Origin of the sequence: Rhizobium sp. WYCCWR10014 (assembly GCF_001657485.1) — a bacterium.
In the GTDB taxonomy this organism is placed as follows: domain Bacteria; phylum Pseudomonadota; class Alphaproteobacteria; order Rhizobiales; family Rhizobiaceae; genus Rhizobium.
This window is the reverse complement of the sequence record NZ_LXFU01000035.1, coordinates 63,694-84,707: the sequence shown is the minus strand read 5'-3', so window position 1 is coordinate 84,707 and position 21,014 is coordinate 63,694. Positions and strand designations below refer to the sequence as shown.

20 protein-coding genes are annotated in these 21,014 nt (G+C 61.4%); 5 read left to right on the top strand and 15 right to left on the bottom strand.

Annotated features, from left to right (window positions below; all coding sequences use genetic code 11):
• Nucleotides 1–27 precede the first annotated feature (27 nt).
• Nucleotides 28–993 carry a transaldolase gene (tal, locus tag A6U98_RS14725; RefSeq protein ID WP_064650918.1) on the bottom strand — a complete coding sequence of 322 codons (966 nt, stop codon included), beginning with the start codon at nucleotides 991–993 and terminating at the stop codon, nucleotides 28–30.
• Nucleotides 994–1,424: 431 nt separating this feature from the next.
• On the opposite strand from tal, the gene A6U98_RS14720 reads away from it, so the two are divergent.
• Nucleotides 1,425–2,450 carry a sugar-binding transcriptional regulator gene (locus A6U98_RS14720; RefSeq protein WP_064650916.1) on the top strand — a complete coding sequence of 342 codons (1,026 nt, stop codon included), beginning with the start codon at nucleotides 1,425–1,427 and terminating at the stop codon, nucleotides 2,448–2,450.
• Nucleotides 2,451–2,486: 36 nt separating this feature from the next.
• Here A6U98_RS14720 and A6U98_RS14715 read toward each other — a convergent pair whose 3' ends face one another.
• Nucleotides 2,487–3,359 (bottom strand): bifunctional helix-turn-helix domain-containing protein/methylated-DNA--[protein]-cysteine S-methyltransferase, encoded by an 873-nt coding sequence (locus tag A6U98_RS14715; protein ID WP_064650914.1) that lies wholly within the window; start codon nucleotides 3,357–3,359, stop codon nucleotides 2,487–2,489.
• A gap of 199 nt (nucleotides 3,360–3,558) precedes the next feature.
• The gene (locus tag A6U98_RS14710; protein ID WP_064650913.1) at nucleotides 3,559–4,056 is read right to left on the bottom strand and encodes a DUF2244 domain-containing protein; all 498 of its coding nucleotides are present in this window, start codon (nucleotides 4,054–4,056) and stop codon (nucleotides 3,559–3,561) included.
• Between A6U98_RS14710 and nth the strand changes: the two genes are divergently transcribed.
• Nucleotides 4,055–4,861 (top strand): endonuclease III, encoded by an 807-nt coding sequence (gene nth / locus A6U98_RS14705; RefSeq protein ID WP_197496394.1) that lies wholly within the window; start codon nucleotides 4,055–4,057, stop codon nucleotides 4,859–4,861. The genes A6U98_RS14710 and nth overlap by 2 nt on opposite strands.
• Here the strand turns inward: nth and A6U98_RS14700 are convergent.
• Nucleotides 4,826–5,404: a TetR family transcriptional regulator gene (locus A6U98_RS14700; RefSeq protein ID WP_064650908.1), complete on the bottom strand. Its 579-nt coding sequence runs from the start codon at nucleotides 5,402–5,404 to the stop codon at nucleotides 4,826–4,828. The two genes, nth and A6U98_RS14700, sit on opposite strands and share 36 nt — an antisense overlap.
• Nucleotides 5,405–5,488: 84 nt before the next feature.
• Here A6U98_RS14700 and A6U98_RS14695 point away from each other — a divergent pair, with 84 nt between their 5' ends.
• On the top strand, nucleotides 5,489–5,914 hold the full coding sequence (locus A6U98_RS14695; RefSeq protein WP_064650906.1) for a VOC family protein: 426 nt from the start codon (nucleotides 5,489–5,491) through the stop codon (nucleotides 5,912–5,914).
• Between the two features lie 3 nt (nucleotides 5,915–5,917).
• Here A6U98_RS14695 and A6U98_RS14690 read toward each other — a convergent pair whose 3' ends face one another.
• Complete coding sequence (locus tag A6U98_RS14690; protein WP_064650904.1) at nucleotides 5,918–6,631, bottom strand: sulfate transporter family protein; 714 nt, start codon at nucleotides 6,629–6,631, stop codon at nucleotides 5,918–5,920.
• A gap of 234 nt (nucleotides 6,632–6,865) precedes the next feature.
• Here A6U98_RS14690 and A6U98_RS14685 point away from each other — a divergent pair, with 234 nt between their 5' ends.
• Nucleotides 6,866–7,720 (top strand): MurR/RpiR family transcriptional regulator, encoded by an 855-nt coding sequence (locus tag A6U98_RS14685; protein WP_003543085.1) that lies wholly within the window; start codon nucleotides 6,866–6,868, stop codon nucleotides 7,718–7,720.
• A 54-nt stretch (nucleotides 7,721–7,774) separates the two neighbouring features.
• On the opposite strand, the gene A6U98_RS14680 is transcribed toward A6U98_RS14685, so the two are convergent.
• The 9 genes from A6U98_RS14680 to A6U98_RS14640 all read right to left on the bottom strand — a co-directional run bounded on the left by A6U98_RS14680 (nucleotide 7,775) and on the right by A6U98_RS14640 (nucleotide 17,713).
• Entirely contained in the window at nucleotides 7,775–9,358 is a 1,584-nt protein-coding gene (locus A6U98_RS14680; RefSeq protein ID WP_064650902.1) for an FGGY-family carbohydrate kinase, read from the bottom strand.
• Nucleotides 9,358–10,047, bottom strand: a complete 690-nt coding sequence (locus tag A6U98_RS14675; RefSeq protein WP_064650900.1) for an HAD family hydrolase — start codon at nucleotides 10,045–10,047, stop codon at nucleotides 9,358–9,360. The genes A6U98_RS14680 and A6U98_RS14675 overlap by 1 nt, the downstream gene beginning before the upstream one ends.
• A 96-nt stretch (nucleotides 10,048–10,143) precedes the next feature.
• Nucleotides 10,144–11,625: a mannitol dehydrogenase family protein gene (locus A6U98_RS14670; protein WP_064650898.1), complete on the bottom strand. Its 1,482-nt coding sequence runs from the start codon at nucleotides 11,623–11,625 to the stop codon at nucleotides 10,144–10,146.
• 87 nt (nucleotides 11,626–11,712) lie between these two features.
• Nucleotides 11,713–12,711 carry an ABC transporter ATP-binding protein gene (locus A6U98_RS14665; protein WP_064650896.1) on the bottom strand — a complete coding sequence of 333 codons (999 nt, stop codon included), beginning with the start codon at nucleotides 12,709–12,711 and terminating at the stop codon, nucleotides 11,713–11,715.
• A gap of 18 nt (nucleotides 12,712–12,729) precedes the next feature.
• Entirely contained in the window at nucleotides 12,730–13,560 is an 831-nt protein-coding gene (locus tag A6U98_RS14660; RefSeq protein ID WP_064650894.1) for a carbohydrate ABC transporter permease, read from the bottom strand.
• 1 nt (nucleotide 13,561) lies between these two features.
• Nucleotides 13,562–14,434 (bottom strand): sugar ABC transporter permease, encoded by an 873-nt coding sequence (locus A6U98_RS14655; protein WP_029871796.1) that lies wholly within the window; start codon nucleotides 14,432–14,434, stop codon nucleotides 13,562–13,564.
• Nucleotides 14,435–14,574: 140 nt separating this feature from the next.
• On the bottom strand, nucleotides 14,575–15,885 hold the full coding sequence (locus A6U98_RS14650) for a sugar ABC transporter substrate-binding protein (RefSeq protein WP_064650891.1): 1,311 nt from the start codon (nucleotides 15,883–15,885) through the stop codon (nucleotides 14,575–14,577).
• Nucleotides 15,886–16,031: 146 nt separating this feature from the next.
• A complete protein-coding gene (locus A6U98_RS14645) occupies nucleotides 16,032–16,985 on the bottom strand; it encodes a sugar-binding transcriptional regulator (RefSeq protein ID WP_064650889.1) in 954 nt (317 codons plus the stop codon).
• Nucleotides 16,986–17,134: 149 nt separating this feature from the next.
• Nucleotides 17,135–17,713: an exopolysaccharide biosynthesis protein gene (locus A6U98_RS14640; protein ID WP_017962197.1), complete on the bottom strand. Its 579-nt coding sequence runs from the start codon at nucleotides 17,711–17,713 to the stop codon at nucleotides 17,135–17,137.
• Nucleotides 17,714–18,115: 402 nt separating this feature from the next.
• On the opposite strand from A6U98_RS14640, the gene A6U98_RS14635 reads away from it, so the two are divergent.
• The gene (locus A6U98_RS14635) at nucleotides 18,116–19,027 is read left to right on the top strand and encodes an ROK family protein (protein ID WP_064650885.1); all 912 of its coding nucleotides are present in this window, start codon (nucleotides 18,116–18,118) and stop codon (nucleotides 19,025–19,027) included.
• A 51-nt stretch (nucleotides 19,028–19,078) separates the two neighbouring features.
• On the opposite strand, the gene A6U98_RS14630 is transcribed toward A6U98_RS14635, so the two are convergent.
• Complete coding sequence (locus tag A6U98_RS14630) at nucleotides 19,079–20,989, bottom strand: family 20 glycosylhydrolase (protein ID WP_064651371.1); 1,911 nt, start codon at nucleotides 20,987–20,989, stop codon at nucleotides 19,079–19,081.
• Nucleotides 20,990–21,014 lie beyond the last annotated feature (25 nt).

Sequence of the window (21,014 nt, the reverse complement as noted above, 5' to 3'; positions counted from 1 at the left end):
GCGCCTCCGATTGCATGCCGCGCCTTATCAGGCGGCGGCGAGCTGCAGTTCCTTCTGCACCATGGTGCGCAACGTTCCGAGATCCTTGGCGAAGGCGCGGATGCCTTCGGCGAGTTTTTCCGTCGCCATCGCGTCTTCGTTCATCATCCAGCGGAAGGTCTTCTCGTCGACGGAGACCTTCGGATCCGGCTTGCGGCTCTCCGGCGAGAGCTTGCGCTCCAGCTTGCCTTCATCCTTGGCCAGTTCATCGAGCAGGTTCGGGCTGATGGTCAGGCGGTCGCAGCCGGCAAGGGCTTCGATTTCGCCGGCACTGCGGAAGGAGGCGCCCATGACGATCGTCTTGATGTCGTTCGCCTTGTAGTAGTTGTAGATTTCACGGACGGAGATGACGCCCGGATCTTCCTCGGCAGTGTAGTCCTTGCCGGTCGACTTCTTGTACCAGTCGAGGATGCGGCCGACGAAGGGCGAGATCAGGAACACTTTGGCATCGGCGCAGGCAATCGCCTGGGCCTTGCTGAAAAGAAGCGTCAGATTGCAGTCGATGCCTTCCTTCTGCAGCACTTCCGCAGCGCGGATGCCTTCCCAGGTGGAAGCGAGCTTGATGAGGATGCGGTCCTGGCCGATGCCGCGATCCTTGTAGGCGGCGATGATTGCGCGCGCCTTGGCAAGCGAAGCCTCGGTATCGAAGGAAAGATCGGCGTCGACTTCGGTCGAGACGCGGCCCGGAACGAGCTTCACCAGGGCTGCACCGACGGAGATTGCGAGACGATCGGCGACGGCCGATGAAACGGCCTCGGGATTGCCGCCCTGCTTCTTGCCCCAGGTGACGGCTTCCTTGATGGCGTCGGCGAACATCGGCGTGCCGAGAGCCTTGAGCACGATGCTCGGGTTCGTCGTGCAATCGACCGGCTTCAGGCGGGCGACGGCCTCGATGTCGCCGGTATCGGCGACCACGGTGGTAATCTCGCGTAGTTGGTCAAGCTTGGATGTCATGGTCAATAATCCTTGTTGAACTTGGGCTGCGACCGGCGCGAGTTCCGCCGGGCAAAGGTGATCTACCGACAGGTTGTTTGCATACTGCAGGCGAAAATGCGCGCATCCGTCACGGATGATTCATAAACGTGAAGGACAGTGGCCGTGTTCCGGCCGCGAACGAACGGCCGCTCGCACGCAAGCGGTACCGCCTGCGGCTGGAAGGCCGGTCGTGACTTTCGGCATGCCCGCACTATGTCCTCCTCGGACGGACAAGAACGACGTGTGTCGTCAGGACTATCGCCATTCGCCTCACGAAAAGTCAAGGACATTTGTGCATTTCAATTGACATAAGTGTCACACCCGTCATTATCCCCGGCAACAAAAGCGTCGCTAAGGCCTTCATCTCATGGTCATGAGGGATCTAGGGCAGGAAATCGTGCGGAGGAGATGTGGTCAAGCTCAAACGCGGCACGCACACGGCCTACTCGGAGGCATCCTCGCTGCGGCTAAGGGCGGCATGGCTCTATTACAACGAGGGCCTGACCCAGAAGGATGTCGCCGAACAGCTCGGTATCAGCCGCACCACCGTCATTCGCCTGCTCGACGAGGCGATGAAGCGCAGCGAAGTCCAGATCTGGATCAACGATTCGATCGGCGACTGCGTTGAACTTTCGGTGAAGCTGGAGCGCGCCTATGGCCTCGACGAGGCGATCGTCGTACCCGCACCGGTCAATGGCGACGTCAATTCTCTGGCTAAAAATGTCGGTCTGGCGCTTGGCCAGTTCCTCTCCGAAGCCATCCCCGACGACTATACCATCGGCGTCGGCTGGGGCCGCACCATGACCGCCTCGCTGTCGAGCTTCCGGCCGCCGCGCCGCGCAAATTGCAAGGTCGTTTCACTACTCGGCGGCATCGTTGCCGTGCACCAGACCAACCCGATCGATTACACATGGCGGCTGGCAAATCAGCTCGGCGCCGAATGCTACATGTTCCTGGCGCCGCTCCTCGTCGATTCCATCGAGACCAAGCGCAATCTGATCGAGAAATGCGGGCTGGACACGATCTACCGTCTTGCCGAAAACCTGGATCTGGCGATCGTCAGCTGCGGCGATATTGGCCCGCATTCGACCTCGCTGTCGGAGGGCTGGATCTCGAAGGCCGAGCTGCAGGAACTGATCGATGCCGGCTGCGTCTGCGACACGATGTTCAACTTCCTCGACAAGGACGGCAATTCGGTCGATCATTCGATCAATCGGCGCGTGATGTCCGTCGATCTCGACACGCTGAAAGAGGCGAAGCATATCGTGCTATCCTCCGGCGGCGCCCATCGGGCCGTGGCGATCCGTGCGACGATCAAGCGCATCGGCTGCAACACGCTGATCACCGATGAAAGTGCTGCACGGGCGTTACTGGAACTGGCCGAGACATCACCGTCTGCCATTTCTCCCCAGCAGGGAGAAGTGGCGGAGCGATAAGCGGCGAACGACCCGCCCTCCGCCCAGGAAAGCCCCTCAGGCGTGCGCCGATTCCCAGCCGAGCATCGCCCGCTTGCGGGTGAGGCCCCAATGATAGCCCGTCAGCGCGCCGTTCTTGCCGAGCGCCCGGTGGCAAGGCACCACGAAGGAGATCGGGTTTGCCCCGACCGCCGCACCCACGGCGCGCTGCGCCGTGGGGCTGCCGATATCGTTGGCGATATCGGAATAGGTGACGGCCTTGCCGAACGGAATTTTCAGCAGGCTCTGCCAGACGCGCACCTGGAAGTCCGTGCCGATCAGCACGACACGCAGCGGCTGGTCGGAGGACCATTTGCCGGGCTCGAAGACGCGGGCAGCGTAGGGGACCGTCGCCTGCAGGTCTTCGACATATTCAGCGTTCGGCCAGCGGCAGGTCATATCCTCGAGGCAGGCCCTCTCGTCGCCGGAATCACTGAAGGCAAGGCCGGCAAGGCCGCGGTCGGTCACCATGATCAGCGCCACGCCGAAAGGGCAGATGTGGAAGCCGTAGCGGATGATGAGACCACCGCCCTTGGCCTTCCATTCGCCGGGCGACATCGCCTCATGGGTGACGAAAAGGTCGTGCAGGCGGCTCGGCCCGGAGAGGCCGACCTCGATCGAGGTCTCGAGCAGCGGCATGTCTTCCTTGCGCAGCAGCCGTTTGGCGTGATCCAGCGTCACCGCCTGCAGGAAGCCCTTGGGCGACAGCCCGGCCCAGCGGGTAAAGGTCTTCTGCAGCTGGGTCGGCGACTGGTTGAGCCGCGCCGCGATCGCCTCCAGCGAAGGCTGGTCGCGGTAATCCTCGGTGATGAGTTCGATCACCCGACGGACAATGTCATAATCAGGGCCGTCAGGCGTGATGTCTGTCTGCAGGTTGGCAATCATATTCATCGTCTTTCTCCTTGTAACCAGGAGATAGTCAATAGGCGGTGAGCAAACCACCCGATTCTTGTGCATCTGGATAGAGCAATGCCAGGAAAAGTGCGAAGCGGTTTTCCCAGGCAAAGCGCGAAGCGCTTTTGCCGTGAATTGCGTAAAAATAAAAGCTAGAGCGGTTCTGCGCTTCCGTGAAAAGCTGAACCGCTCTAGCTCAGATCCGCTGCTTGACGGTTGCCAGCGCTCCCTTGAAGGCCTTGGCGAAGCTTTCGCGATCATCGGGATTGAGGAACGAGCCGATATCCGTGCGCCGGCCTTCGCCGAAGATATGCATGGAAAGGATGCCGATCTCCTGGTGCCGGCGCACGAGGAAGCGCGTCCAGAACGGATTGAAATGATGCTCCACCATCCGTCCCGAGGGCGCAAACTTGCGCACCGACACATCCGTGCGCGATACCGTCACCTGTTCGCGCGCTTTCCCGGAGCGGTAATTCAGCCAGAAGGCGCCGTAGAGAAGCAGAAAATCCACTCCGAAGAACAAGCCGATCGGCCAGGCCCCCGTCGCGATGAAGAACGTGCCGTAAAGCAAGCAGACGGCACCGGATAGGGCAAGCAGCACCTTGAAGCCCCGGCGGCCGAGCGACCGGTGGGGAAAGAGCTCGGCAGCGAAAACAGGCTGCTCATTGAAGCTGTCGGCGTTGCTTTCCATCATGGCTGCTGATTATAGAGTTTCCATGGCGAATCCGAAACTCAAATCCGTTACCAAGACGCCGCAGGACGCGAATGTGATCGCCCACCGCAAGCCGGCGGCCGTGGTGCGCACGGCCTATTCGCTGGCCGAGCGCGAGGAGATCTTCCGCCGCTTCTCGGTGCAGCGGCCGGAACCGAGAGGCGAGCTCGAGCACACCAACCCCTTCACGCTCGTCGTCGCCGTCGCGCTTTCGGCGCAAGCAACCGATGTTGGCGTCAACAAGGCGACGCGCGCGCTCTTCAAGATTGCCGATACGCCGGAAAAGATGCTCGATCTCGGCGAAGAGCGGCTGCGCGACCACATCAGGACGATCGGTCTCTACCGCAACAAGGCGAAAAACGTCATCGCGCTCTCGCAGATGCTGGTCGACCAGTTCGGCGGCAAGGTGCCGGAGACACGCGACGAGTTGGTGAGATTGCCGGGCGTCGGCCGCAAGACCGCCAATGTCGTGCTTTCCATGGCCTTCGGCCAGGCGACGATGGCCGTCGACACGCACATCTTCCGCATCGCCAATCGCATCAGGCTCGCCCCCGGCAAGACACCTGACGAGGTCGAGGAACGCCTGATGAAGGTGATCCCGAAACATTACCTCTATCATGCGCATCACTGGCTGATCCTGCACGGCCGCTATACCTGCAAGGCACGCCGGCCCGAATGTGAGCGCTGCGTCATCGCCGATCTCTGTAAATCGCTCGAGAAGAGCTGGGATGTGCCGGCGCCGCTGGTCGAGCTACCGCCGCAGGTGATCGGCGAGGCCGTCGAGTAGGACAGCGATCGCCTGTTCGTATTGCCGCCTTTCGGCACCCGACTCGATCGCGATCGCCGCGCGATCGAAGGCTGCCGATAGCAGCGACGTCAGCGGTTCGAGCATAGCGCCGGCCTCCGGAAGCATCGCTACAAGCCCTGCCCGCAGCGTCGCTTCCGCATTCTCTGCATCGATCGCCGCACTCGCCAGCGAGCCGAGAACGGCAGGTGCCTCGATCAGCAGCAGCCGCGTACGCCCTTCTGCCCTCATCGCATCGAAATAGGCCGAGGCACCGGCGATCAGCATGGCACGCGGCGCGTCGTAGGACGCCGAGCGAGCCTCGATCGCTGCGGCCACCGCGCGTGCCTCGCATTCGATAACCGCCCGAAAAAGCGCCTTCTTGTCTTCAAAATGATGGTAGAGCGCCCCCCGCGTGACCCCCGCCGCCATGACGATCTCCGGCGTCGCGGTTTCGGCATAACCTTTCTCGACGAAAAGACGTCGACCGGCATCGATCAGTGCCTGTCTCGTCTGCTCCGTTCTCTCGCGATTGCTGCGGCTCATGCACACCTCTTTACATACAAACAGAATGTATGTTAATAGAAAAAACATACAGACTGTATGTAAACAAAAAAGGAGGAAAAAGAGATGAAATCGACGAGCTATTATCCTGTCATCATGACAGAAGACGTTGCCGGCACCGCCAGCTTCTATTGCACGCATTTCAGCTTCAAAGCCCTGTTCGAAAGCGACTGGTATGTTCACCTCCAATCGGCAGAGGAGGAGCATATCGCGCTTGCCATCCTTGACGGCAGCCACGAGACCATCCCGGCCAAAGCCCGCGGCAGGGTGTCCGGCCTGCTCCTCAATTTCGAGGTCGACGATGTCGATGCGATTTATGCAGCCTGCCGGAACGCCGGACTGCCAATTCTCAGAGAAATCCGCGACGAGGATTTCGGCCAGCGGCATTTCATCACCGCCGACCCGAACGGCGTGCTGATCGACATCATCAAGCCGATCCCGCCGAGCGCCGAATTCGCGGCGATGTACGACACCTCCGCCCTGCCCGCTTGAGCCTTAGGCACGCAAACCGGTATCCCGTGCGGAAATCAGCTTGTGCAGATGCACCATCATGCCGGCCGCAAAAAGCGGCGTCAGAAGATTGACGATCGGGATCGCCAGGAAAAGGGCGATCATCAGCCCGCCGAGAAAGACGGTGGAGGCATGCTTGGCGCGAAAAAGCCGCGCCTCATCCGGCGAACGGAAGCGCATGGCGGCGAATTCGAAGAATTCCCGTCCGAGCAGATAGCCGTTCACCAGAAAGAACGCGACCAGATTGACGCCGGGTATGAACAGCAGCAGCAATGCCACGATATTGCCGAGAATCACCACACCGAGGAACTTGATCGAGCTTGCCATCGCCGGACCGAGCGGCATGGCGGTGCCAGGCGTGTCCTTGGGATAGTCGCGCTTTTCGATGACATCGGCGACGTCGTCGAGAAACAGGCCGGCGATCAGCGCCGTGACCGGCGACAGCAGCAGCGCCAGCATGAGGGCAAGGCCGATACCGGCAAGAATTGCGAAGATGAGAGCGAACCACCCCGCCCAATCCGGCATATCGGGAAAGAAACCCGTGAGCCAGGGAAAGAGAAAGGCCATGAAGGCTCCGCGCAGAGTGAACCAGAGGCCGACGAGCACGAGAACCGTCAGGCCGAGCACCTTCCAGAAGACAGAACGCGTTTCCGACGCGAACAGATTGGCGAGCGAAAGTCGAGCGGCGTCAAGAATCATGTCTCAGGCGTCTCCGGTTGCGCCGAAGATGTAGGAAAGATGGAGGCCACCGACAAGAGAGAATAAAATTGCATTCAGTAATAGAAAACTTGTCGAAAACCAAATACTAATATAATATTGTGGCATACATGAAATACGCACGGGCCTGAGAAGCAGCTTCCGAAATAGTTGCAAAGACAAGGGGTCGCAACAGCGCATCCACGGAACGCCTCTGAGGAAGATGGGGAGGCTGACGTGGAAGACTTTGTCCAAAAACTCAGGCAATACGCAAAAACCGGTACTCCAGCCGAGCGCCGTATCGCGAAATATTTCACCGAACACCTGAACGACCTGCCGTTCGAGACGGCTGCATCCGTTGCCGACAGGCTGGATCTCTCGCCGATGACCGTCGGGCGCTTCCTGCGCTCGCTCGGTTATCAGGGATTGGACAGCGTCAAGGTGGAGATTCGCGAGACGGTGACGACATCGCCGGCGCAATTGCAGAGCGCCATGAGCGAGCTGCATGCCGACGCCGCGGAGGGCAAACCGCTCGCCGTGCTGGTTGCCGAACAGATCCAGGCCCTCCATCATATCTATCATCTGACGGCGCAGCCGCACTGGTCGGAAGCCGTCGGCTTGATCAGCACCGCCCGCGAAGTGTCGATCGCCACGCATGCGCGGCTCGCAAGCCTGGCCAATCATTTCTGTCAGCGGCTGACGCAAGCCCGCGACGGCGTGCGCACGCTCGACGCCGCCGACAACCGTTTTGCGGAACTTTTCGCCCGGCTGGCGGTCGACGACGCGCTGCTCGTCATCATCGATTGTCGCCGCTTCGCCAAGGCACGGCTGCTTGCCAGAACGGCGCGGCGCTACGGCTATAAGGTCGTGCTCATTTCGCCGCAGCAAGCCGACTGGATGGCGGATCAGTCGAATGTCATGCTGCCCCTGCCGCCCGCTCGCGCCCCCGATCTCGACAATCTTCCGCCGCTGATCGCGCTGCTCGATTGCCTGTCGGAATCCGTCATCCTTCAAGTCGGAGAAGAGGCGGCACTTCGCCGCCGCCGCATGATGGAGTTCGCGACCGTCCTCGGCGAGACGGCGAACCACTAAATTAAAAGGATCAGGCGCAGATTCAAAGTGATAGAGCGTCCTTCGAGCGGCGCTCTATAGCATCGTTTCCAATTCGGCGCGGTGCCGATGCATAGCGAGAAGACGGCGGTAGTCGCGGTCGTAGAGCGACTGCTTCGCCTTGTCGGGAAGCCGTTCGTCGGCGCCCGGATACATCGCCTCGCCGGCCGCCGCCAGATCCTTGTACAGGCCGCAGGCGACGGATGCTGCCATCGCCGTACCGAGCAGCACCGCCTGGTTCATCTTCGGCACCACGACCTTGCAGCCGGTCGCATCGCTATAAAGCTCCATCAGCACCGGGTTTTTCACATGCCCGCCGGCAATATGCAGCGTATCGGTCATGTAGCCGTATTCCTTCATCATTTCCAGAATATGGCGAACGCCGAGCGCAATCCCCATCGCAGAGCGCCAATAGAGCGCGCAGAGCCCGTCGAAGGACGTATCGAGTGTCAGCCCGCTGACGACGCCAACCGCATGCGGATCGGCGAGCGGCGAACGGTTGCCATGGAAATCCGGCAGCACGAAGATCCGCGCACCGAAGTCATCGCCCTCCTCGGCCCGCAATTCGGCGATGCGCGCGACGATCTTCTGATGCAGCACCGCCGTCGGCTCACCGCCGGCCGCATGCATGCGCACGATGTGGTCGAGCAACGCGCCCGTCGCCGATTGCCCGGCCTCCACCAGCCAGGATTGCGGGAAGACTGCCTCGTAATAGGGACCCCACATGCCATGACTCGGCTTGCGCTCCCGCGAGAAGGTAACGATGCAGCTCGACGTGCCGGCAATCAGCGCCAGCTGGTGCTCGAGTTTGACAGGATCTTTGGCATAGCCGCCGAGCGCGCCGAGCGCGCCGGCATAGGCATCGATCATCCCGGCAGCGACACGGCAGTCCACGGTCAGCCCCAGCGCTTCCGCCGCTTCCTCAGTCAGTCGGCCGACGCTGTCTCCGACAGCCGTGGTCTCATCCGGCAGGTGACCGCGCGCCCGAAGGTCGTCGAGGCCGATCTGCTCCAGGAAGTCCTGCTGCCAGCCATTTTCGAGATGGGCGAGATAGTTCCATTTCGCCGTCAGCGTGCAGCGCGAACGGGCGGGGGATCCGGTCGACTTCCACGTCAGGAAATCGGCGAGATCGAAGAAGTAGCCGGCCTTTTCCCATGTGGCGGGCAGCTTTTTCTTCAGCCACATCAGCTTCGGCATTTCCATTTCCGGCGACATCACGTGGCCGGAATGTTCGAGCACCCTGTGCTGCGTCGCCGTGCAGAAATCGGCTTCCGTCAGCGCCCGGTGATCGAGCCAGACGATCGTGTCGAAACGCCGGTCGCCGCCTGTGGAAACGCTGAGCTGCCGGCCCTCCAGGTCACGGACGACGAGCGAACAGGTAGCGTCGAAGCCGATCGCTCCGACCGAGGCGGCGGCGATGCCGGATTGCTCCATCGCCCTGCGCACCGCCGTGCAGGCGGCCGACCAGATGTCTTCGGAATCATGCTCGGCATGGTTTTCGCGCGGCCGGTTCATCACGATCGGATGCTCGGCCTTGGCAAGCAGACGGCCGCGTGCATCGAAGACGCCGGCACGCGCGCTGCCCGTGCCGATATCCACCGCAACCACATGATCACGCATCAAGTCTTGGTCCCGTCCAGCTTATGGTTGCGGACAAGGTGTATCAAATCCGGCATGGCGTCAAACACCACTTCCGGCGAAAGGCGGTCGAGTTCGGCACGATATCCGGTGAAATTTGCGTGTGATCCGCCGGTGAAGGCAAAGACCGTCATGCCTGCCGCCTTGGCGGCGGCAATGCCGGCCGGGCTGTCTTCGACGACAAGGCAATGAGCCGGCTCGACCTGCATTTCACGCGCTGCATGCAGGAAGAGATCGGGCGCCGGCTTGCCCCGCTTGACCATCGTTGCGCTGAAAATGTCGGGCAGCCTGTCGAGAAGCCCGGTTACCGATAGCGACAACCGGATTCGTTCCATCTGGCTGGAGGAGGCAACGCAACAGCGAACGCCAAGCCCGTCGATCGCCGCGGCGATACCGTCGATCGGCTTCAGTTCCGTGCGAAAACGGGCGTAGAGTTCGATGCGGATACGCTCGAGGAATTCCTCGTCGGCATGGACGTTGAATTCGGTTTCCAACGTATCGATGAGGGTCGACAGGCTGCGGCCGAGAAAACGCTCATAGGCCTGGTCCTCGGTGATCGAGACGCCGAGATCGTTCATCGCCCCGACAAGCACGCTGATCGAGATCGGCTCGCTATCGACGAGTACGCCATCGCAATCGAAGATCACCAGCCGTGTTTCAGCATCAGCCATGGAAGACCCAACCTGAGTTCAATTCGGACGCGTTACCGTCCCGCTTCACTCGCAAGGCCGGATGAATGGCGGCAGTAGAGACCGCCACCGAATTCCTTACACTGCGAGCTTGCCGTCGAGATAGAGCTGCAGCGTCTCCCGCGTGCCCTTTTCCCACAAGGTTTTGAGAGCATGGGCGAAACGCTTGCGGAAAAGTTCGGACTTCGCCACTTCGCCGAAAATATCGTCGAAGACGAGGAAGGCCGACGGATCGTCCTTGGCTTTCAGCGCTGCCGCATGCAGGCGCTCTGCGCTCGCGTCGTTGAAGACGATATCCTTGCCACTGTCGGTCTTGCCGGCGAAATAACGGCACCAGAGCGCTGAAACCAGCGCCAGACCAACGACGTCCCTGCCCTGACGCAGATTGTCGAGCGTCGACGGCAGGATGAATTTCGGTTGGCGGTTCGAGCCGTCCTGCGCCAGCCGCGGAATGGTGTCGGCAATCTTCGGATTGAGCAGGCGGTGTTCGATCAGCGCGAAATAATCCGTCAGCGACGTGTTCGGCACCGGCGGCACGATCGGGATGATCTCGTCTTTCTCGAGCTTCGCGAGGAAGGCGCGGATCAACGGGTCTTCCATGGAATCATGAACGAAATGAATGTCCATCAGCGCCGCCGGATAGGCGATCGCGGCATGCCCGCCGTTGAGGATGCGGATCTTCATATGCTCGTAGGGCGTAACATCGGGAACGAAGGTGACGCCGACCTTTTCCAGCGCCGGCCGGCCGGCGGTGAACTTATCTTCGAGCACCCACTGCTTGAATTCCTCGCAATAGACCGGCCAACTGTCCTCGATCTGGAAATTGTCCCTGAGGAAATCGATCTCGCGCTGACTGGTCGCAGGCGTGATTCGGTCGACCATGGCGTTCGGGAAGGCGACATTCGCCCGGATCCAGTCGGCAAAGGCAGGATCCGAAAGTGCCGCCGTGCCGACGACGGCATTGGCGGTGACGATGCCATTATGGGGAATGTTGTCGCAGGACATGACGGTGAAGGGTTCGATGCCCTTGTCCTTGCGCGCCTTCAGGCCGGCGACGATCAGGCCGAACACCGTCTTCGGCGCATCGGGGTTCTCTCCGTCTGCGGCGATTGCTGGATGGGCCGGATTGAACGTGCCTGATGCATCGATGAAATAACCGCCCTCGGTGATCGTCATCGAAACGATACGGATTTCGGGATCGGCAAGCCTGCCGATGATCGCCGCGGCATCGCCGACCGGCAGGATGTCGATCATCGGTGCGGTGACGCGCGCCGCCGTCTTGTTGTTGTCCTGTTCGACCACCGTCGTCAGGAAATCCTGCGCCGCAAGCTTTTCGCGCATCGCGGCATCCGACGGCAGCACGCCAGCGCCGACGATCGCCCAGTCGTGATCCGTGCCCGCGTTGAAGAGATCGTCGAGATAGATCGCCTGATGGGCACGGTGGAAATTGCCGACGCCGAAGTGCACGATGCCGGCTTTCAGCGACGCCCTGTCATATCCAGGGATGGCAGCAGTGCGCGCCACATCCGAAAGCGTTGCCAGCGATAATTTGCACGTCATGTTTCAGTCCTCTTGAAGGTCTTCTTGCCGAGACGGCCGGGCGCCATCGTCCGGCTCGCATGCCTGCCCCCGGCCCGGCCGGCTGCCTCAGATGGCAAGACCGCCTTCGTTGAATTTATGAATACGCGAACGGTCCGGCGTCAGGAAGACCGTATCGCCCGCTTTGGCGGCGAAATCGCCGCTGCCGCGCGCCGTCAGCATGCCGATGCCATCGGCATCGATATGCAGGAAGGTGTCGGAACCGAGATGTTCGGCGACCACGACCCTGCCCTTCCAGTCGCCGCTTTCCATCGACAGCAGCACATGCTCGGGCCGGACGCCGATGGTATGAGCATTGAGCGCGGCGGCGTTTTGGCCGGTGATGAAGTTCATTTTCGGCGATCCGATGAAGCCGGCGACGAAGAGGTTGCGGGGGCGACTGTAGAGTTCGAGCGGCGATCCGACCTGCTCGATATTGCCCCTGTTCAGGACGACGATCTTGTCGGCCATGGTCATCGCCTCGACCTGGTCGTGGGTGACGTAGACCATCGTCGTCTTCAGCTGCTGGTGCAACTCGCTGATTTCGAGGCGCATGTTGACGCGCAGCGCCGCATCGAGGTTCGACAGCGGTTCGTCGAACAGGAAGGCCGAGGGCTGGCGCACGATGGCGCGGCCGATCGCCACGCGCTGGCGCTGGCCGCCGGACAGCTGGCGCGGCTTGCGTTCGAGATAATCGGTGAGATTAAGCACCCGGGCGGCATCGCTCACCTTGCGGTCGATCTCCGCCTTGTCGATCCCGGCCATCTTCAGCGGGAAGGCGATGTTGTTACGCACGCTCATATGCGGATAAAGTGCATAGGACTGGAACACCATGGCAAGGCCGCGCTCAGACGGCGCCTTTTCGGTGGCGTCCCTGCCGTCGATCACGATCTTGCCGCCGGAGACATCCTCGAGCCCGGCGATCAGCCGGAGCAGCGTGGACTTGCCGCAGCCCGACGGGCCGACGAAGACGACGAATTCGCCGTCCTTGATGTCGAGATCGATCGAAGGGATGACCTTGGCTTCGCCGAAGACCTTGGAAACCTTCTGAAGGGTAATGCTGCCCATGTTTCTCTCCCTTTTATGTTATTTCACAGCGCCGAAGGTCAGGCCGCGGACGAGTTGTTTCTGGCTGAACCAGCCAAGGATCAGGATCGGCGCGATCGCCATCGTCGATGCCGCCGACAGCTTGGCGTAAAACAGGCCCTCGGGGCTGGAATAGGAGGCGATGAAGGCCGTCAGCGGCGCCGCCTTCGAGGCGGTGAGGTTGAGCGTCCAGAACGCCTCGTTCCAGGCAAGGATGATGTTCAAAAGCAGCGTCGAGGCAATGCCGGGCACCGCCATCGGCGTCAGCACGTAGACGATCTCCTTCATCAGCGACGCCCCATCCATGCGCGCCGCCTCCAGGATCTCGCCGGGGATTTCCTTGAAGTAGGTGTAGAGCATCCAGACGATGATCGGCAGGTTGATCAGCGTCAGCACGATCACCAGGCCGGTGCGCGTGTCGAGCAGGCCAAAATTGCGGAACATCAGATAGATCGGGATCAGCGCGCCGACCGGCGGCATCATCTTGGTCGACAGCATCCACATCAGCACGTCCTTGGTCCGCTTGGTCGGCGAAAACGCCATCGCCCAGGCGGCCGGAATGGCGATGACCAGGCCGATCAGCGTCGAGCCGAAGGAGATGATCACCGAGTTCATGAAGTGGCCCAGATAGTTCGACCGGCTCTGCACTTCCGTATAATTCTCGGTCGTCCAGTGGAAGAACAGGAACTGCGGCGGCGAGGCGATGGCGTCGGCTTCCGACTTGAAGCTGGTCAGGAAGGTCCAGAGAATCGGGAAGAAGATCAGGATGCCGAGCGTCCAGGCGATCGCGGTGACGATGACCTTACGTTGCGTTGTAACTTTTCTGGCCATCTCAAGCCTCCAGATTCTTGCCGACGAGGCGCACGAGGAAGATCGCGACGATATTGGCGAGGATAACAGCCACAATGCCGCCAGCCGATGCCCCGCCGATATCGAACTGGAGAAGCGCCTGCACATAGACGAGATAGGTGAGGTTGGTGCTGTCGGTGCCCGGCCCGCCATTGGTGGTGACGAGGATTTCGGCAAAGACCGAAAGCAGGAAGATCGTCTGGATCAGGATCACCACGGTGATGGCGCGCGCCATGTGCGGCAGGATGATGTAGATGAATTTCGAGATCGGCCCGGCGCCGTCCATCTCGGAGGCTTCCTTCTGCTCCTCGTCGAGCGACTGCAGCGCCGTCAGCATGATGAGGGTGGCAAAGGGCAACCACTGCCAGGCGACGATCAGAATGACGGAAAACAGCGGGGCATTCGCCAACCAGTCGATCGGCTGCAGGCCGAGCGCCTTGGCAAGATGGGCAAACAACCCGTTGACCGGGTTCATGAACATGTTCTTCCAGACCAGCGCTGCCACTGTCGGCATGACGAAGAACGGCGCAATCACCAGGATGCGCACGATGCCCTGGCCGTACATCGGCTGGTCGAGCAACAGCGCAAAGGCGATGCCGCCGATGACGGTGATCAACAACACGCCGGCAACAAGCAGCAGCGTGTTGATCAGCGCGGCGAAGAAGGCCGGATCCGTCAGGAAGTACTGATAGTTCAGAAAACCGACGAAGCTTTCCATGCCGGGGCTGAGCAGATTGTAGTTCAGCAGCGAGAAATAGATCGTCATCGCCAGCGGGACGATCATCCATGCAAAGAGGAGCAGCACGGAAGGCGCAATCATCAGGCGCGCGGAGGAGCGGGTATGTAACGTTGCCATGGCAATCACCGATCTGGACTGAAGCGGGGAGCGGCCGCAAGGCAGCTTTGTCTGGGAAAAAAGCGGCCGCCGATGCAGTTCGGGCAATCGGCGGCCCAGAGGGGCGGATTGTCAAGGATCCGCCTCTTGCTCAGGAGGTTTTATTTAATGTAGCCAGCCTTGGTCATTTCGCGGGTGGCCAGCTGCTGTGCGCTCTGCAACGCCTGGTCGACCGAAAGCTGGCCGGCAAGGGCTGCCGAGAACTGCTGACCGATCGCCGTGCCGATGCCCTGGAATTCCGGGATCGCCACGAACTGGACGCCGACATAAGGGACCGGCTTGACGGTCGGCTTGCTCGGATCGGCCGAGTTGATCGAGTCGATCGTCGTCTTGGCGAAGGGAGCCGCCTTCTGGTACTCGGCATTCGCATAAAGCGAGGCGCGGGTGCCCGGAGGTGCGTTCAGCCAACCTTCCTTCTCGGCGACGAGGTTGGTGTAATCCTTGCTCGTGGCCCAGGCGACGAACTTCTCGGCGGCTTCGGCCTTCTGCGAACCTGCCGGGATGGCAAGGCTCCAGGCCCACAGCCAGTTGCCGCGCTTGCCGAGACCCTTGTCGGGAGCCAGCGCAAAGCCGACCTTGTCGGCGACGGTCGATTCCTTCGGGTTGCTGACGAAGGACGCAGCAACCGTTGCGTCGATCCACATGCCGCACTTGCCGGTCTGGAAGAGCGCCAGGTTCTCGTTAAAGCCGTTGGAGGAAGCGCCCGGAGGGCCGGCATCCTTCATCAGCTTGACGTAGAAGTCGAGCGTGTCCTTCCATTCGGGCTGATCGAACTGTGGCTTCCAGCTTTCATCGAACCAGCGGGCGCCGAAGGAGTTGGACATCGCCGTCAGGAAGGCCATGTTCTCGCCCCAGCCGGCCTTGCCGCGCAGGCAGATGCCGTAGACTTCCTTGTCCTTGTTGGTGATCTTGCGGGCAGCGTCGGCAATGAAGTCCCAGGTCGGAGCGTCCGGCATCTTCAGGCCGGCAGCGTCGAACAGGTCCTTGCGGTACATGACCATCGAGCTTTCGCCGTAGAACGGCGCCGCATAGAGCTTTCCGTCCATGGTCAGGCCGCTGCGGATTGCCGGCAGCAGGTCGTCGACGTCGTAATTGGCGCCGAGATTGTCGAGCGGCACCAGCCAGCCCTGCTTTGCCCAGATCGGTACTTCATAGGTGCCGATCGTCAAGACGTCGTACTGGCCGCCCTTGGTCGCGATGTCGGTCGTGACCTTCTGGCGCAGCACGTTTTCTTCGAGGGTTACCCATTCAAGGTCGATGCCGGGATTCTTCGCCTTGAAATCATCCGTCAGCTTCTGCATCCGGATCATGTCGCCGTTGTTCACGGTCGCAATGGTCAGCGTTTCGGCCGAAGCCATACCGGCAAACGCCAGTGCTGAGCAGGCGCCCAGCAGAAAAGTTCTCAATGTCATAATCTTCCTCCCAGAAGATGGGGTGTGAGCATTCGCTTCGCTCATGGGCAATTACTCAACAAACGACAAAGAATGTCAATCGACAATCGTTGCTGCGATGCCGAAGGAGATGGTCATCTCATTGATTTAATTAAAATATTTTTTGCTCAATTCCTGAGCAAAAACTCAGCAGTCTCTTCATCAGTGATCAAAGCATTGATTTGATGGCCGACAACGGCAGCTCTGATCGCCTTGAATTTGCGCTTCCCCTTGGCCAGCCCAATGACCATCGATGCGTCGCGGGACGGGATCGGCGCTGACGCGACGCGCTCGTTGATCGGGTTGTCGATCAACCTGCCGTCGACATCGAAGATCCAGCCGCAGATTTCGCCGACGGCCCCCCCGCGCATCAGCTCCATCATCTCGTCCTTCTCCAGAAAACCGTCGACGCAGAGCGGTCCATCGATGCCGAGCTCGCCGATGCCGACGAAGGTGACATCGGCTTGCGCGCTCATGTTCAGCGTCGAGCGCACCAGCTGTTGGCCATGCAGCAGCTCCCGCTCCTCCGCCGAGGTGACGAGCACCGGCAACGGCATCGGATAATGCCGTGCCTTCACCGCATCGGCCATGCTGAAAATGACGTTGTAATAGGCGGCCGACCCGTCCGGGGCGATATTGCCGGTCAGCGAAACGATGCGGTGATTGGGACATTCGATCGCCGGAAGCTGGTCGACGGCTGCCTTCAGCGTGCGGCCGGTCCCGATGGCGAGGACGATCGGCTCCGGCCGCTTCAGCCACCGCTCGATCTCGGCCGCCGCCGCCTCGGCGATACCGACCGTCGTCGACGACGACGCGGGATCGCTCGGCACCACCTCCACATGTTTCAGCCCGAATTTCCGCCGCAGCTGATTGCCGAGCTCGAGGCAAGCGGCGATCGGATGATCGAGCCGCACCTTGATCAGGCGCTCGGCAACCGCCAGCGACACCAGCCGCTGCGCCGATTGCCGCGAGATGCCCATCGCAGCGGCGATTTCATCCTGCGTACGCCCGGCAACGTAATAGAGCCAGCCGGCACGCGCCGCATCGTCGAGCCGTGCAGGGGTCTCGGATCTTTTTACCATCTAATGCCTACCGCGCAAAATGAGCCGGCGTGCCGTCGCCGAACATGATTTGAGTCTGTATCGCGCCAGATCAAAACAAAATTCCGGCAAATGTCGAGCCTGTTGCAAGGAGCCCCGCCAAATAACCGCCGTCACTCGGGTAAACCCGCTCAAGCAAACCATTGCACGACGAGATAGATCGCCGCCTTCACGAGACCGTAAATCACCCCGCCGGCAACGACGAGCGACACGGCCGTCATCACGAAGCCGATGAGCGCGAAAAGACCGTCACGGCCCAAGATCCCGAACGCGAAGACCGAGATCGTGACCGCCGGCAGGATATTGCCGAGCGGAACCGGCAGCAGCAGCACGATCGACAACAGCAGGCATGCCGCCCCGGCAAGATATTCCGCCGGCGGTTCGGCGAAGATCGCAAGCCTCGGCTTCAGCATGCGCTCCGCCCAAGCGAGCCAGCGGTGGATGCGGCCGACAATGGTCTCGAAATCCTCCCGCCGCATCGAACGGTTGGCAATCACCTTCGGTAGCCAGGGTTTCAGCCCGAAGGTCAGTTGCGCTGCCAGGAAGACCAAGGGCGCGCCGAGCACCGCCGAGGTGCCCGGCGGAGTGGGAAAGGCGTTCGGAAGCGCGAAGATCAGCATCAACGCGCTGATCGCCCTGTCACCCATCGTATCGAATAGATCGCCGATCGAGATCCGTTCGCGGCTGTGATCGGCGGCCATCTGCCGCAAAATGGATGAGAGGCGGCGGCCTTTGGGACGTGCTCTTCGGATGGTATTGTTTTCTCTCGTATCGATGGTCGTGGGTCCGGCAGTTGATGAAAGTGTAGGGCCGGATTCTGGCGATGCAATATGCCAATTGAATGACTTGCGGGGTTAGAAATTGCGGCTGCGATCGGAGCCGATGGGCTTCGGTTCACCAGCTTTCTCCAACGTCTTGCCATGACGGAATGGAAGATGGAAACCCGTCCCGTCTATCCGATCTCCCCACCTGTGGGAGAGATGTCCGGCCGAACAGAGGGGTGGCACTCGGCACGACCATAAAGCCCGCGACACCACCGCCGAATGAACGCTTGAAATTCCCCGTCAACAATGCAAGCAGACGCGGGAGACTAGAGAAACGGCAGAGTGGCAATGATCATTTCATTCGACATCGGTGGCACCGCCATCAAGGGTGGCATCGCTCGTTCCGAGACAGACATCGTTCCCCTCGGCCGCCGTCCGACACCCAGGGATGATTTTGCCGCTTTCGTCGAGAGCCTGCGCGGCATCATCGCCGAAACCGGCGAACAGCCGAACGGCATCGCCCTTTCCATCGCCGGCGTCGTCGATCCCGATACGCAGCGCCTGATCTGCGCCAACATTCCCTGCATCCACGACCGCACGCTCGCGTCCGACCTCGAAGCCGAGCTCAGCCTGCCGGTGCTGATCGCTAACGACGCCGACTGTTTCGCGATGGCCGAAGCCGGCCTCGGCGCCGGCCGCGGCCACCGCATCGTCTTCGGCGCCATCCTCGGTACCGGCGTCGGCGGCGGCCTGGTTGCCGACGGACGCCTCGTCAACGAGGCCGGCGGCTTTGCCGGCGAATGGGGTCACGGGCCGATCATCGCATCCGCAGCCGGCAATCCGCCCGTCGCCATTCCCGCTTATGCCTGCGGCTGCGGCCAGAAGGGTTGCGTCGACACCGTCGGCGGCGCCCGCGGCCTGGAGCGCCTGCACAAGACGCTGCACGATCTCGACTTTGCCAGCGAGGAGATCATCGCTCAATGGCGCCATGGAGAGGAGAAGGCGACACGGACGATCGACGTCTATGTCGATCTCGTCGCCTCGCCCTTGGCGCTGACGATCAACATCACTGGCGCGACCATCGTGCCGGTCGGTGGCGGGCTTTCCAATGTCGAGCCGCTGCTTGCCGAGCTCGACCACGCCGTGCGCGCCCGTATCCTGCGCAAATTCGACCGCCCGCTGGTGGTGCGCAGCGAATGCCGCATCGAACCCGGCCTGATTGGCGCGGCACTACTGGGACTGAAGGCCGAGATGGCCTGAAGCAATTCCACGAAAAGTGCGAAGCGATTTTCCGTCCGCAGTTGCGTTTCCTTAAAGCACCGGCCACATCCGCACGATCGCTGCGAAGCGGTCCCAGTCCTTACGCACAGAAGGCGTCCAGGCAGCCTCGGCGACCGCCGGGAGACGCGGAAAAACCAGCCGGTTGAAATAGGCGCGCGAGACGAAATTCTCGGTCCAGATGCAGGCCTGGATGCCGCGCATCTTCTCCTGCAGCGCCTCCGGCAGCTCGCCCTCGGCCTCGTAAGCGTAGGTGTGTTCTGGCGGTGCGTAGCCCGCCCAGGCGGCGCCAGGCTCGGCCCATGCCTCAGCCTGCGCCATGTCGAGATAATAGGCCTGCCCCGGTGTCATCACCACGTCGTAGCCTTCCTGCGCCAGCTCGATGCCGACGGCGGGCTTTTCCCAGGCCATCAGCAGCGTGCCGTCGCGGTCGACGCCGCCGCCATGCGAGACCTCGTTCCAGCCGGCAAGTTTCCTGCCGCGCTCCGACAGCATGGCTTTGATACGTTTCAGGAAATAGGATTGCAGCTCGGCGGTGCCGGCAAGTTTCTCCCGCGCCATCAGTGCCTTGCAGAGCGGCGAGGACAGCCAGGAGCCATGCGCCACCTCGTCGCCGCCGATATGAAGATATTCGCCGGGAAACAGCGTCACCATCTCGTCGAACACCTTGCCGAGAAATTCATAGGTGAATTCCACCGCCGGATTGAGGGCGTTGTTCGGATAACCCTGCACCGAGCGGTAACTGTCCGGCGCCTCCTGCCCGTCGACGAGCTCGGGCAGTGAGAACAGCGTCGCCATGCTGTGGCCTGGAATATCGATTTCCGGCACCACTTCGATATGCAGCGAGGCTGCATGGGCAACGATCCGCCTGGCGTCCTCCTGCGTGTAATGGCCGGAGCGCGTTTGCGCCCCGTCGCCAAGCTGCGGCACGAGCACCTCATCCGGCCCGCGCCGGGCGCCGATCTCCGTCAGCGCGGGATAGACCTTGATCTCCAGCCGCCACGCTTCGTCATCGGTCAGATGCCAATGGAAGATGTTGAGCTTGTTCCAGGCGAGAATATCCATCAGCCGTACGACGTCCGCCACCGGATAGAACTGCCTGGACACATCGAGATGGCAGCCGCGCCACTCATAACGCGGCTGGTCGGCGATCGTGCCGAAACTGGGGAATTTGAATCGCTCGGGATCGGCGCGGGCGCCGTGCAGCAGTTGCGCCAGGCTGATCAGCCCGTAATGCCGCCCGGCATCGTCCGAACTCGAAAGCACGATCTCATGCGCGGTAAAACGCAATTCGTAAGCGAAGGCGGCGATCGACGATTCGGTGACGAAACGAATGGCCCGCCCGCCTTCGACGGCACTGAGGGAAAACGGCATATTGTCGGCCGGATAGAGCCGCTGGTAGAGCGCGAGAACCAGCGAGAGCGCCTTGACCGCATCGGGCCGTGTCCGCTCGGCCGGATAAAGGATAACCGGCAGCTCTCCCGCCTTCAGCCCGAGCGCCAGCGGCCAGGGCAGCAGCGAATACGGTTCCTCGGCCCGGCCCGGCGGCAGAAGCGGCGGCGCCACGCCACCATTCCGTCCTTCGAGCATGAGATCGCCGAAACCAACAGGAACGTGGCGTCCATCGCCAAATGTCAGAAAGGCCGATTTGACGCCTGATGTCCTATGTTTCGGCTCCCTGGTCAGCCCCTCGACGGTGAACCGCCAGCGCCCGCCGGGCGGCACGGTCAGGTCTTCGGGCGGCAGGAATTCATGGAAATGCGCGACCTGCCGCTTGAGGCTGCCGCCGTCGCAGACATGTTTGTCGGCAACTCGCGTCTCTGACGTATAGGTGAGCGAGAAGCCGGACAGCGGCTCGGTCGAAATATTGAAAAGCGTGAAGGTGAGGCGCCCGAAACTGCCCTCGATCGGGCTCCAGCTTGCTTCCAGATGGTAATCGGCCATGGTCGTGCCCTGCCTCGTCAATGAG